A 12,489-nucleotide genomic window follows, 5' to 3' on the forward strand; every position below is an offset into this window, starting at 1 on the left:
AAGCCGGTCTGATTTCCATCATTTCAAGCGTAATCTTATCGATCCTCGTTTCACTCCACTAGGACCTAAACTCTAAGCGTCGGCATCATGCCCTTGCGGCAAGCATTGCGAACAAGCTATACCTGCAAGCCTCAAACCGTCTGAACAAGACGATGAGCTCCCGCTTCCGACAGCTAATCTTTTAGGTGCAAAACGATGGATATTCGCCAGATCGACGACAATTACTCAGTCACCGGACAAATTTCGCCGGATGACGTGCGCGATATTGCGGCTGAAGGCTTTCAGACGATCATCTGCAATCGTCCAGACGGCGAAGAAGGACCAGACCAACCAACTTTTGCGGAAGTTGCAAAGGTAGCGGAAAAGGCTGGTATCAAGACCTATTACATCCCGGTCATTGGTGGACAATTGACGCAGGAGAATGTCGATGAAATGGCCTCGGCACTTGCCGAAGCCGAAGGTCCCATTCTGGGCTATTGCCGTTCAGGCACGCGCTCTACGAATATTTACGGTATCGTGCAGAACCAAAAGCGCGGATAAAGAAAGAGCGCAAGCTATAGGGGCGGTGTTGCCGCAAAGGCATTTGAACGGTCTTTGCAAACATGGTGATCACCGTCCAGTAGCGCGCGGGCCGGAGAAGCGCGGATTTGTGAACTTTGTGCGGCGAACATTATGCGCGGAATACTGGCGATAATAGCTCATTCCCATACGGGTAGCCGTTGCGATCACGCCGCCAGCAACCATCACCCAGCCAACGATCTGAGGCCAGTTAAAGCTTTCAATACCGGTGCTCAAGGCAACTATAACAACGCCCACCCAAAGAAAAGCGGCGGTACGGCGCCAGAAAACCGGGTTGAGTTCGTCAAAAACTGCCTTCCACAGCGAAAGCACAAGACAGGCGAAGAAAACGGCTGCTGCCAAACCGATGTTCAGCAACTCGACCGGAAGCCATTGTTGCGTATTCAGCATAGTTTCCATCATCTCATTCCTTCCGCGATCCTGACATCGACCTTCATGGCCATTGGCATTTCAGATTGCGCGGTCTTGTTTCAATTGTGACCATTGAGCTTTCGCTTTGTGGTAGAAGCATGAAAACGACTTCATAATACAGTCACATATTATTGCGTTCACGCGAAATATCGTGTTGAAAACATTCACCTATCTCCGCTGAGAGCGAGGCTGCAGAAGCCTAAAAGCCCTTGATAGATCAGCATTTTTTGAATTTATGGAACTTCGTCAACCATGCCGAGTATCACGTTAAAGTCGCGAACCATAACGACATTGTAACAATTTGATATTGCAGAACTTCTGCAACTAGCCGCGAGCGCCACCCAAACGACGCCCTACACGCGAAAGCAGAATGACCGGCAATATTCCGACGGCCACAATTGCAAGTGCAGCAACCGAAGCCTCTTCATAGGTTCCGCGTGCGGCCTCGCCGTAAAGATGTGTGGCAAAAGTCTCGATATTAAGCGGGCGCAATAAAAGCGTGGCAGGCAGCTCCTTAACGCAATCGACAAAAACCAGCAGACCAGCGGCAACAATGGCCGTCTTTGATAGCGGCAGATGCACCTGGCAGAATGTAGCAGTCACGCCACGACCAAGGGTACGAGAGGCTTGATCGAGCGATTGCGGGATGCGCTCAAGACCGGCATCGATGCCGCCCGCAGATATAGCCAGAAAGCGTGCTACATAAGCATAGACGATAGCGGCGCCGGTACTGATCAGCAGTATTCCCGTGGAGAGGCCGAAAAACGTGCTGAACACCTGATCGAAAAAACGGTCAACCGCACCGGACACAATCATGATGCCAATGGCAATCACTGTTCCGGGGGCAGCGTAGCCCATGGTCGACAAGCGATAGAACCAACGTGAAGCCGTGCCCGGAAACAGCCGCATCGCATAGGCCACCATCATGCCAAACAGAAGCACTAGAATGGTTGCGACAGATGCCAGCATGACGGTGTTGAATGCTTCACCCGCCAGACGAGGTGAGATACCGGCAAAGCGCATCCGCTTGACTGCTTCAATGAGGAGATAGGTCGCGGGCATGATGAAGCCGATAATGATCGGCACGGCACAGATAATGAACAGCCAAATGCCCTTTACGCCGCTGACCTTCAGCGGTTCAAAGCCGCGCGAGTGGCGGATATTGGAAGAGAAGCGCTGTTTCCGCCTCGCCCATCGCTCAATTGATACAATGGCGACAACCAGCAATAATAGCGCCAAGGCGAGTTGTGCTGCTCCCGGAAGATCAAAGCGCGTGACCCATGTTGTGTAGATCGAAACTGTCAGCGTCCGCACGCCGAGAAACTCGGCAGCGCCAACATCGTTGAGCGTTTCCATCAATGCAAGGCTCACGCCGACAGCTACAGCTGGACGTGCGAGTGGCAGGGCCACACGCCAGAATATTCCTCTGCGGCTGACGCCCAATGTCCGTGCTGCTTCAATCAGGCTCGCTGACTGCGTGAGGAACATGGCGCGTGTTGGTATATAAACATAAGGATAAAGTACAAAACCGAGCAGGATTATGCAGCCCGTCATTGATCTTATATCCGGCAAGCGAAACTGACGAGGCGTTTCATAACCCAGCACAAAGCGGATCGCGCTTTGTATCGGGCCGATCGGATGCAAAATATCAAGATATGCGTAGGCGATGATATAGGTCGGCACCGCTAAGGGCAGCAAAAGCGCCCATTCCAGTACACCGCGTCCACGGAAATCATAAGCCGTCACCAGCCATGCTGCAGACGTGCCGACAAATGCAGTGATAAGCCCAACGCCTGCCAGAAGAATGATCGTATCAGTAAAAGCTGTCGCGAAGATCGTCGAAAAAAGATGGCTCCACAGGCCGGATGAGCCGCGAACCGCTTCGGTAACCAGTGCAAGCACCGGCAGGCAGACCAGCAGCGCAATCAATCCTGAAAGCCACAACCAGCCACGCCCCGAACGGGTACGAAAACGTATGGATGATGACGCGGCTTGCACAGGTTCCGGCACTCTGGTCGACCTTCATATTATAACGCCGGCGCAATAGTTTTGCACCGGCGTTATTTTTACAGGGATAATCCGCTTTTAGTTATCAAAGCCGACTTTGTCGACCAGCTCGCTGGCCTGCTTGCGATGCTTGACGATTTCCGAAAGCGGAACAGTATCGATCTTCAGTTCGCCGAAGGATTCAACAATTGGATCAACCGGTGCGCCTGCCTTGACCGGGTATTCGTAGTTGGCCTTTGCATAGAGCTGCTGGGCTTCGTCCGAAGCAAGATATTCGAGAAGCTTGACGGCTTCGTCCTTGTTCGGAGCGTTCTTGGCAACAGATGCGCCGCTGATATTCACCTGGGTGCCGCCATCAGCAAAGGTTGGGAGAATGACCTTGATGCCGTCGCCCCATGCCTTCTGTTCGTCACCGCTCTTACCCGAGCGCATCAAACCAACATAATAAGAGTTGGCAACTGCAATATCGCAGATACCACCGACAATGTCCTTGGCGCCATCACGATCACCACCGGCTGCCTTGCGTGCCAGATTGGCTTTGAGGCCAGTCAGCCACTCTTCGGTCTTTTCTGCGCCGTGATGAGCGATGTAATCGGCGATCAGGGCCGTATTATATGGATGCTGACCAGCGCGAATGCAGATCTTGCCCTTCCACTTCGGATCCGCCAGTTCCTCATAGGTGATCTTGTCGAGTTCCAGATCCTTGGCGGCATAAACAACGCGCGCGCGCATCGAAAGACCAAACCAGTTGCCATTTGCATCGCGGAGCTGCTCAGGGATTGCGTCCTTCAGAGCTTGGGAATCGATCGGCTGGGTAAGGCCCTTGTCCACGAGGTCAACCAGATTGCCTGCATCGACCGTCATCAGAATATCGGCGGGAGATTTTTCGCCCTCGGAAGCTACACGCTCAGCAAGACCATCCTTAAGGAAAACGGTATTGACGGTGGTGCCCGTCTTTTCCTTATAGGCGTCAAGCAAAGGCTGAATCAGGCCTGGCTCACGCGTCGTGTAAATATTAATCTCATTTGCATTTGCAGCACCTGAGAGAAACGTCGCAGCCATGAGTGCAAGTCCAGCACGCGCGATCTTGGGCATTTTACCTCCGAAAAAATATGGTTCATTTGGAACTATATGGTATGCAATTGGAATATAATAACTCGGTTTTGCAGGGTCAATTGCGCGGCACTCTAAATATGACCTGTTTACTCATTATTTTGCAAAAACCAGCGCTCTGCTCCAATTTATTCGAAGGAAAACCGAATTAACGCTTACCGGAACATGATGGTCGGTTCGCACACGCAGACACTGCTCGCTTCCGTCAAGGCGGATTAGCAACTCTTCGGTTTCACCTAGATAGATCCGTGTTTCGATCTGTCCGCTTAAAGCGCCCGCAGTAGCATCAGGCAGAATCTCAATGTCGCGCAGTCTGATATAAATGAGAACTTCGCCGGTACTTGCGAAGTCGGCCGGAGCATTAAAGACACCCTGCACCGTTTCAATCATTTCGCCGCGAACACTACCTTCAACCGCATTGAAGTCGCAGAAGAAATCGGCTGCATAGCGAGAGTTCGGACAATTATGGAGATCACGGGCAGAGCCTTGCTGCACGATTTCGCCAGAGCGCATCAGGACAACACGGTCGCCCGTTGAAAGCGCTTCTTCCGCCTCATGCGTAACGATAATGACCGGCGTGCCGAGTGCGCGCAACAGTGCCATCGTCTCACTACGCACGCGCGCGCGCAAGCCGCGATCGAGATTGGAGAACGGCTCATCCATCAACAAAAGGTCAGGCTTCGGTGCCAAAGCCCGAATAAGTGCCACGCGCTGCTGCTCCCCACCCGACAACATATGCGGGTAACGATCCGCCATCGAAGTGAGACCGACAAGTTGGAGTAACTCATCAACACGGCTGAGCGCTTGTTCCTTGCGAACCTTGCGCAGACCAAACAGCACATTTTCGCGCACGGTCAGATGTGGGAACAGCGCGTAGTCCTGGAAGACCACACCAATGTTTCGCTTTTCCGGTTCAACGAAGATCGATGGACCGACGAGCGCGCGCCCGCCCATTGTAAGCTGGCCTTCATCCGGTGCATCAATGCCCGCAATAATCCGCAAAAGGGAAGTCTTGCCGCAACCTGAATGCCCAACCAGACAGATGATCTCACCGGGCTGCACATCCAGCGATATGTTGTTCAGTGCCCGCACGGTTCCAAATTGCCGACCAATTCCCGAGAGGGTCAGTGCCGGAGCCGTTTCGTTATCGAGCATCGTATCCTGCAGAGTGCGTGCATCCATAGATGAGGCCGAGAGTCCTGTTACTAACAATCTGCATATAAATGCACTTGGACTACTTTGCCAATAAAACACGACCAAGCGCGTCAGGAATTTGTCGAGCCCCCGTTTAAAGCGCAATAGATTACTGCACTATCCAGTTGAACTGGCTTGCAAATCACGCAATTCTGCTCACAAATCATTTCATATTCGTATTGCAGGAGTCTGATCATGGGGCCGATCACCGACAAGGTGGCAACAGCCGAACATTTGCCGCCGGAATCGAGGGTCGCTATCATCGGCGGTGGCGTGATCGGTGTATCGACAGCGCTTTTTCTGGCAGAGCGCGGCATTCCAGTTGCCTTGTTTGAAAAAGGGGAAATCGCAGGAGAACAATCAAGCCGTAACTGGGGCTGGTGCCGCCGAACCGGACGCGACAGTCGCGAAATGCCGTTGATTGTCGAGAGCATGCGGCTTTGGGAAGGCATGAATGAACGTGTTGGTCGCGAAACCGGATTTCGCGTCACCGGCATTGCCTACACTGCTGAAAAGGAAGAGGAAGTCGAGCGATACGCAGAGTGGATCAAAATTGCCAGCGAACACGGCATCGAAACACACCTGCTAAACAGTCAGCAGGCAGCAAGTCTCGCACCGGGATTAACCCGGTCGCTCAAAGGTGGCATGACCACACCGCTCGATGGCCGTGCAGAACCGCAAAAAGCAGTCCCTGCTTTGGCGGCCAAGGCGCAGGAACTCGGCGCAGTTATTCTGCAAAACTGTGCCGTGCGTGGGATCGAAACCACCAATAGACGTGTGTCAGCCGTCTTGACTGAAAAAGGCCGCGTGGCTTGCGAAGCGATTGTCGTTGCTGGTGGCGCCTGGTCACGACTGATCATATCGTCGTTTGATGCCCATCTACCGCAGCTCAAAGTGCGCTCGTCCGTCTTCCGTACGTCGTCTATCGAGAGTGGCGTTGAACCGGCAATCGCATTTTCGGACTTCGCACTGCGCAAGCGACTTGATGGTGGCTATACGGTTGCGAGCCTTGGGGGCTCTATTGCCGACATTGTGCCTGACAGTTTTCGTTTCTTCCGTGACTTCCTTCCGTCGCTCTCAACAGAATGGAAATCCCTGCGTTTCCGTTTCGGTCAACGCTTTTTTGAAGAATGTTTCCAATGGAAGCTCCGTCCGGCAGATCAGGTCTCGGTGTTTGAAAAAATCCGCACGCTTGATCCAGAACCACACCGGGCAGCGAATGCAGCAGTACTGTCCAAACTTAAAGCTGCCATACCATCTTTTGCATCGGCAACGATCGCACAGGAATGGGCCGGTCTGATCGATACGATGCCAGATGTTATTCCGGTAATCTCACCCATGCCCGGCATCGACGGGTTAATTGTCGCCACAGGATTTTCAGGACATGGTTTTGGCATCGGCCCCGGTGCAGGACGATTGGTCGCCGATATGGTCAGCGGCGAAACGCCGGTTGTCGATCCGTCGCCGTTCCATATCTCTCGTTTCTCGGACGGCTCAAAAATCCGTATCGAGAACTGGGGTTAGGGCAGAGCCGGTAAAAGCGCGCAAAATCAGATCGAGTTTATTCAATCACACCACAGGCGAAGCGGGCACCGCCGCCACCGAGCGGCTTAGGCTTGTCGGAATAGTTATCACCACCAACGTGAACCATTAATGCGCGACCTTTGACTTCATCCAGTGATTTCAAACGAGGTGCGACAACGGTTTCACTAACTTTGCCATCCGCACTGGCTTTCAGAAGCGGCAAGTCACCCATATGACCATGTCCTTCTGGACCCATGTGGTGTTTTGAGCCATCCGGATCGAAGTGGCCGCCAGCAGCTTGCGCCGGCGTCATTTTTCCATCTTGTTCAGCGGGTGCGCAACTTCCCTTCTCGTGAACATGAAAACCATGCTCGCCTGCAGGCAAACCACTCAAATCTGCTTTGAAAGAAAGACCATCGGCGCTCTGGGAAACTTTAACAGTACCCATTTCCTTACCTTGGCCGGATTCCAGTGCCTCAAACATTTTGACGGTTACGCCCTCCGCCAAAGTCGGACCAGCGACAAGAACAATAGTCGAAGCTAAAATCAGAGACCGCATTATCTCCTCCTATAATTTGGTGTGGGATAAGCGGTAAACGCGTAGAGGCGCGAATTGTTCGAAATTTAAAGAACTGCGCGCCAGTCTGGCCGGCGCGCAGCACATTTGAAACTTAAACCGTAACGAATTGCGCCATCATGCCAACATCCTCATGTTCCAGCACATGGCAATGGAACATGAAAGGATGATCGCGTTTCGCTTCACGATCAAAATGTACAAGAACTTCTGCCTTGCCGTTAATCAGCGCCGTGTCTTTCCAGCCTGATTGGTGCAGTGGCGGCGTTTCGCCGTTCAATGTCAGGATGCGAAACGATGCTCCGTGAATATGAAATGGATGCGCCATTTCTTTCGTTGACAACTCCCAGATCTCCCACGATCCAAGCTTAACTTCTGCGTCGATGCGGTTCATGTCGAAAGGCTTCTCCGCAATCGCCATCTGAATGCCTGATGTTAAAGCCTGCAACGCAGGTCCGGTGTCGGCATTGCTCCGCCCACCATGCATATCATGGTCGCTCATGGTCGCCATGTTGTGACCAGCATGAGCATCGCTCGACTTGCCGCCCATCATAAGCTTCATATTATTCGACATACGTTCATCAAATAAGTATGAGCGTCTGCGAACAGAAAGTTTTTCGTCGGGCTGTTCTGGACCATCCAGCTTTGTCGGCAAGGTTTTGATCGCGCCTTCAATTTTATCATCGATGATGAACTGCATCAAAGGCTGGTCATCGCCACCGCTGTCATCACTGGCTGTCAGAAGGTCGAGGATATCTTTCGACTTAGAAAAATCGACCAACACCTCGTAGCGCTCGCCCGGACTGATTGTCAGGCGTTTAACCGGATCAAGCGTACTTATAAAGCCGCCATCTGATGCAATGACTTGCAACGGCTGGTCGTCGCTAAGACGGATGTGGAAGTTGCGAGCATTTGCTCCGTTCAAAATACGCAACCGAACCACTGAAGCAGGAACACGCGCTTGCGGCGCGATAACGCCATTCACAATAAGCTTGTCGCCGCGAAAGCCATGCATCAGATCCATAATGTCAGGCTGATAAACCTTATCGCCTTCGATCACCCTGCGATCCTGCAAGACGAGCGGAATATCATCAACACCATAGGTTTGAGGCAAGCCGCGGTCCCCGTCCTTGCCGTCGCTGACAATCATCAACCCGGCAATTCCCATATGCGCCTGCCGCGCAGTGTCCCCATGCATATGCGGGTGGAACCAGTTGAACGAAGCAGGCTGTTTGACCGTAACCTTTGGCTCCCAGCTAGTGCCTGCCTCAATCACGTTATGCGGCCCGCCATCGAGAACCGACGGAACAAAAAGACCATGCCAATGAAGTGTTGTGTCTTCATCCATCTCGTTATTTACCGAAAGCGTAACAGCTTCGCCGTTTTTGAGGCGGACGATCGGCCCGAGATATGTGCCGTTTATCCCGGCAGAGGTTGCATCGCTGCCTTGGGTGAAAGCATGGCGTCCCTTCTGGACAGTCAGCTTCACCACGCCTGCAGCATCGGGCTCAATCAAAGCCGGAATAGGCAGCGCCGGCGCCTTTGCCTGTGTGTTGGCTGTACCGTGCTGTATGTGCTGCTGATGGGGATCCAGCGCAAAGGCTTCAAATGGCCGGACGATGGATAAGCCAGCAGCACTTGCTCCAAGCGTCAAAAGACGACGGCGAGTCATACTCGTCATGATAATTCTCCAGATAAATCTCTATCAACGCGCATCGAAACCTTCGAAATGCGCTTATTGCCGCCGAAAAACCGGCAGCGTTTCAGAAGATCAGAACTGGCTGAGTATTGGAGGTCGTAGCACGCCGAAGGGGTCGTTGCTGTTCAATGCTGCGACGCGTGGCGGCAGGCCGAATTCGTGATCTGGAGTGAACAGCGCAACGCTGGAGCTAAGCTGTATGATGCCGCCACAGCTCATCATTACACAGGCGGCAGATGCCTTCTTGCTATGATCCGTCGGCATTGAATGCCCGACGTCATGTTTTGCAACCTGCGCAATCGTATGACAGTCAATAACTGCTGACGTCAGTGGCAGCTCATGCGCCATCGCATAACAAAATTGCGTCGAAACCAGAAACAGCAACGAGAACAGCGCAATCAGCATACGGGAAGGCATTCCCAAAACAGAATGTTTGCGAAAACGCATCCCAATATTGCTGTTTCTGAAAACCCGCGCAGTCATTGTGATTCCATGTTCTAAATTTCAGCTTAAGGCTGCCTTAAGGCAAATGAAAGGCCTCGATCCTTTTCCTTGAAACAACCTCAAACATTCATTTTGTTTCGAAAACAGCACATTCGAAATTATAAAATTACGTGATAGCCCTTTTAAGCTTGCGGTTTCGTATTTTGTGGCACTAAGAAGGCAATATCTCGGGCTTTCCCCCCAAACGTACAGCCCACAAATATGGATATGAAACAATGACTGTAGCTCAAGCAGTTGTTCCGAAGAAAAATTCTGCGCGCCGCGTTTTGGCCGCGAGCATGATCGGCACAACAATCGAATTCTTTGACTTTTATATTTATGCTACCGCCGCGGTAATCGTTTTCCCGCACCTCTTTTTTCCGGCAAGTGACGGTAACTCGGCGCTGCTCCAGTCTTTGGCAACTTTCGCTATTGCCTTCTTTGCGCGCCCGATTGGCGGCGCGTTGTTCGGCCACTTCGGCGATAAGGTTGGCCGTAAGGCAACCCTCGTTGCAGCGCTTATGACCATGGGTATTTCCACAGTCGCAATCGGCTTCCTGCCAACTTATGAATCCATCGGCGTCTGGGCGGCTCTCCTGCTCGCACTCTGCCGTCTGGGTCAGGGCCTTGGCCTTGGTGGCGAATGGGGCGGCGCAGTTCTGCTGGCTACCGAAAATGCGCCGGAAGGCAAGCGTACCTGGTACGGCATGTTCCCGCAGCTCGGCGCACCTGTTGGCTTCATCCTTGCGACGGGTATTTTCTTAGTCTTGGCTGAACTCCTGACCGAAGAACAGTTCATGTCGTTCGGCTGGCGTATTCCTTTCATCGCGAGTGCCCTGTTGGTTGGCGTCGGCCTCTTCATTCGCTTGAAGATTGCTGAGACACCAGAGTTCCAGAAGGCTATCGACAAGGCTGAACGCGTTGAAGTTCCAGTCGCAACGCTTTTCAAGAAGCATAAGGCGAGCCTGTTTCTCGGCACCATCGGCGCTGTTGCAACCTTCGTTCTGTTCTATCTCATGACCGTGTTCTCGCTCGGTTGGGGTACCCGTGCGCTCGGCTATAGCCGTGAGCAGTTCCTCATTCTGCAGATGATCGGCGTGATCTTCTTCGGCCTCACCATCCCGGTCGCAGCGCTGCTTTCCGATAAATACGGAATGCGTCCTGTAATGATCATCGTCACTGTTCTGATTGGTATCTATGGCTTCCTCATGGCTCCGCTCTTCCTCAGCGGAACAGCTGGCGTCCTCGCCTTCCTCATCCTCGGTTTCGGCCTGATGGGTCTGACCTATGGTCCGATTGGTGCGGCTCTTGCTGAACCATTCCCGACTTCGGTTCGCTATACTGGCGCTTCGCTTACCTTCAATTTGGCAGGAATTCTCGGCGCATCAGTTGCACCTTACATCGCAACATGGCTCGCAACTCATTATAGCTTCGCTTATGTTGGGTACTACATGACTGCTGCCGCCGTGATTTCTCTGATCGGCTTTGCATTCATCTCGTTCAAGCGCGGCGAATAAAAGAGCGCATCCCGAAAAGTGGGAACCGGTTTTCGGATAAGATGCGCTCGCAATAAAATATTTAAAACGCAATTAAAAAAGCCCGCGTGGAGCGATCCACGCGGGCTTTTCTTTTAAGTGTAAGCTCGACTAACCTTATTCGGTGTCAGCAGCTTCCAGAGCAATCGCAACAGACTGAATGATCGAGGCGAAGCGTGCAGCGGTCTGGATTGCTTCCGTTGAGACGCCAGCCTTACGCAGCACATCTTCGTGGGCGTCGATGCACATCCCGCAGCCATTGATTGCCGAAACGGCCAGTGACCACAGTTCGAAGTCGACCTTGTCAACGCCTGGGTTGCCAATCACGTTCATGCGCAGCTTGGCAGGAAGCGTGCGATACTCCTTGTTCGTGGCCAGGTGCACGAAGCGATAATAAACGTTGTTCATACCCATGATGGATGCTGCAGATTTTGCAGCCTGCACAACTGTAGCATCAACCTTACCTGCTGCTTCGGCAGTGAGCGCCTTGCGCACATCGGCGTTACGCGAGGCAATACCGCAGGCGACGAACAGGCCATATTTCTGCTGTGGCGTAAGTGTTTCATCGCTCCCCATGGACGAAAGGTTAAGACGAACATCCTTGGCGAAATCTGGGATTTTTGACTTCAGATCATCGATGGACATGGAACCCTCTTCAAATGTCATTTCTGGATAAACAAAAGGCGGGCCTTAACCCGCCTTGTCTCATGCAATTTTACGCTGATTAAGCAGCCTTGAGCGTTTCGCCACCGACTTCGCGGTTGCATGGGCAAAGCTCATCTGTCTGCAGAGCGTCGAGAACGCGCAGCGTGTCCTTAGGAGCACGGCCAACGTTAAGGTTCGTTGCGTAAACGTGCTGGATTGTGTTGTCTGGATCGACAACGAAGGTGTAGCGGTAAGCAACGCCATCAGGTGAACGAACGCCGAGGCCATCAACAAGCGAACCATTGGTGTCAGCAAACGACCAGATTGGTAGCTTGTCCAGATCCTTGTGGTCGCGGCGCCATGCAAGCTTCACGAATTCATTGTCGGTTGAACCGCCGAGAACAACCGCATCACGGTCATCAAAATCCGAGGCCAGACGTGCGAATTCTGCGATTTCTGTTGGGCAAACGAAAGTGAAGTCCTTAGGGTAGAAGAAGATAACCTTCCACTTGCCTTCGAAGCTTGCTTCAGTGACTTCTTCAAAAGCCGAAACGCCGTTTTCCTCATGGAAGTTGAAGCCTGGCTTTACGCCGGTTACTTTGAAAGAAGGGAGCTTGTCACCGATACCGAGCATCTCATACCTGCCTGTAAATTCGTTGTTATGCAGAAAATTCAGAAGTTTCAGAACTCTCCGCTTGCGAGTCATATATAGGCACTCTAGATCA

At 52.5% G+C, this 12,489-nt stretch carries 12 protein-coding genes; 3 read left to right on the forward strand and 9 right to left on the reverse strand.

The annotated features are described in order from the left end of the window. Nucleotides 1–195: 195 nt before the first annotated feature. Entirely contained in the window at nt 196–540 is a 345-nt protein-coding gene (locus KMS41_15495) for a TIGR01244 family phosphatase (GenBank protein QWK78923.1), read from the forward strand. A gap of 69 nt (nt 541–609) precedes the next feature. On the opposite strand, the gene KMS41_15500 is transcribed toward KMS41_15495, so the two are convergent. The 4 genes from KMS41_15500 to KMS41_15515 all read right to left on the reverse strand — a co-directional run bounded on the left by KMS41_15500 (nt 610) and on the right by KMS41_15515 (nt 5,292). Further along, nucleotides 610–981, reverse strand: coding sequence for a hypothetical protein (locus KMS41_15500; protein QWK78924.1), 372 nt, complete (start codon nt 979–981; stop codon nt 610–612). Between the two features lie 333 nt (nt 982–1,314). Continuing rightward, complete coding sequence (locus KMS41_15505; protein QWK80274.1) at nt 1,315–2,967, reverse strand: iron ABC transporter permease; 1,653 nt, start codon at nt 2,965–2,967, stop codon at nt 1,315–1,317. Nucleotides 2,968–3,075: 108 nt separating this feature from the next. Further along, a complete protein-coding gene (locus tag KMS41_15510) occupies nt 3,076–4,092 on the reverse strand; it encodes a Fe(3+) ABC transporter substrate-binding protein (GenBank protein ID QWK78925.1) in 1,017 nt (338 codons plus the stop codon). Between the two features lie 114 nt (nt 4,093–4,206). Continuing rightward, entirely contained in the window at nt 4,207–5,292 is a 1,086-nt protein-coding gene (locus KMS41_15515; protein QWK78926.1) for an ABC transporter ATP-binding protein, read from the reverse strand. A gap of 207 nt (nt 5,293–5,499) precedes the next feature. Here KMS41_15515 and KMS41_15520 point away from each other — a divergent pair, with 207 nt between their 5' ends. Beyond that, nucleotides 5,500–6,828, forward strand: coding sequence for an FAD-binding oxidoreductase (locus KMS41_15520; protein QWK78927.1), 1,329 nt, complete (start codon nt 5,500–5,502; stop codon nt 6,826–6,828). A 37-nt stretch (nt 6,829–6,865) separates the two neighbouring features. On the opposite strand, the gene KMS41_15525 is transcribed toward KMS41_15520, so the two are convergent. The 3 genes from KMS41_15525 to KMS41_15535 form a co-directional block, all read right to left on the reverse strand. Further along, the gene (locus tag KMS41_15525; protein QWK78928.1) at nt 6,866–7,387 is read right to left on the reverse strand and encodes a superoxide dismutase family protein; all 522 of its coding nucleotides are present in this window, start codon (nt 7,385–7,387) and stop codon (nt 6,866–6,868) included. A 112-nt stretch (nt 7,388–7,499) separates the two neighbouring features. Then, the gene (gene cueO / locus KMS41_15530; protein ID QWK78929.1) at nt 7,500–9,083 is read right to left on the reverse strand and encodes a multicopper oxidase CueO; all 1,584 of its coding nucleotides are present in this window, start codon (nt 9,081–9,083) and stop codon (nt 7,500–7,502) included. Nucleotides 9,084–9,173: 90 nt separating this feature from the next. Beyond that, nucleotides 9,174–9,548, reverse strand: coding sequence for a hypothetical protein (locus tag KMS41_15535; protein ID QWK80275.1), 375 nt, complete (start codon nt 9,546–9,548; stop codon nt 9,174–9,176). A gap of 272 nt (nt 9,549–9,820) precedes the next feature. Between KMS41_15535 and KMS41_15540 the strand changes: the two genes are divergently transcribed. Next, entirely contained in the window at nt 9,821–11,101 is a 1,281-nt protein-coding gene (locus tag KMS41_15540; protein ID QWK78930.1) for an MHS family MFS transporter, read from the forward strand. A 135-nt stretch (nt 11,102–11,236) separates the two neighbouring features. Here KMS41_15540 and KMS41_15545 read toward each other — a convergent pair whose 3' ends face one another. Together KMS41_15545 and KMS41_15550 are read right to left on the reverse strand one after the other, a co-directional pair. Continuing rightward, on the reverse strand, nt 11,237–11,764 hold the full coding sequence (locus KMS41_15545; protein QWK78931.1) for a carboxymuconolactone decarboxylase family protein: 528 nt from the start codon (nt 11,762–11,764) through the stop codon (nt 11,237–11,239). A gap of 79 nt (nt 11,765–11,843) precedes the next feature. Beyond that, the gene (locus KMS41_15550) at nt 11,844–12,398 is read right to left on the reverse strand and encodes a peroxiredoxin (GenBank protein QWK80276.1); all 555 of its coding nucleotides are present in this window, start codon (nt 12,396–12,398) and stop codon (nt 11,844–11,846) included. Between the last annotated feature and the right edge of the window lie 91 nt (nt 12,399–12,489).

Origin of the sequence: Ochrobactrum sp. BTU1, assembly GCA_018798825.1 — a bacterium.
GTDB lineage: Bacteria > Pseudomonadota > Alphaproteobacteria > Rhizobiales > Rhizobiaceae > Brucella.

Excerpts from the sequence above, each read along its gene's own strand:
- KMS41_15495 (QWK78923.1), top strand. The coding sequence starts at position 196 with ATGGATATTCGCCAGATCGACGACAATTACTCAGTCACCGGACAAATT.
- KMS41_15500 (QWK78924.1), bottom strand. The coding sequence starts at position 981 with ATGATGGAAACTATGCTGAATACGCAACAATGGCTTCCGGTCGAGTTG.
- KMS41_15510 (QWK78925.1), bottom strand. The coding sequence starts at position 4,092 with ATGCCCAAGATCGCGCGTGCTGGACTTGCACTCATGGCTGCGACGTTT.
- KMS41_15515 (QWK78926.1), bottom strand. The coding sequence starts at position 5,292 with ATGGATGCACGCACTCTGCAGGATACGATGCTCGATAACGAAACGGCT.
- KMS41_15520 (QWK78927.1), top strand. The coding sequence starts at position 5,500 with ATGGGGCCGATCACCGACAAGGTGGCAACAGCCGAACATTTGCCGCCG.
- KMS41_15525 (QWK78928.1), bottom strand. The coding sequence starts at position 7,387 with ATGCGGTCTCTGATTTTAGCTTCGACTATTGTTCTTGTCGCTGGTCCG.
- cueO (QWK78929.1), bottom strand. The coding sequence starts at position 9,083 with ATGACGAGTATGACTCGCCGTCGTCTTTTGACGCTTGGAGCAAGTGCT.
- KMS41_15535 (QWK80275.1), bottom strand. The coding sequence starts at position 9,548 with ATGCGTTTTCGCAAACATTCTGTTTTGGGAATGCCTTCCCGTATGCTG.
- KMS41_15540 (QWK78930.1), top strand. The coding sequence starts at position 9,821 with ATGACTGTAGCTCAAGCAGTTGTTCCGAAGAAAAATTCTGCGCGCCGC.
- KMS41_15545 (QWK78931.1), bottom strand. The coding sequence starts at position 11,764 with ATGTCCATCGATGATCTGAAGTCAAAAATCCCAGATTTCGCCAAGGAT.
- KMS41_15550 (QWK80276.1), bottom strand. The coding sequence starts at position 12,398 with ATGCTCGGTATCGGTGACAAGCTCCCTTCTTTCAAAGTAACCGGCGTA.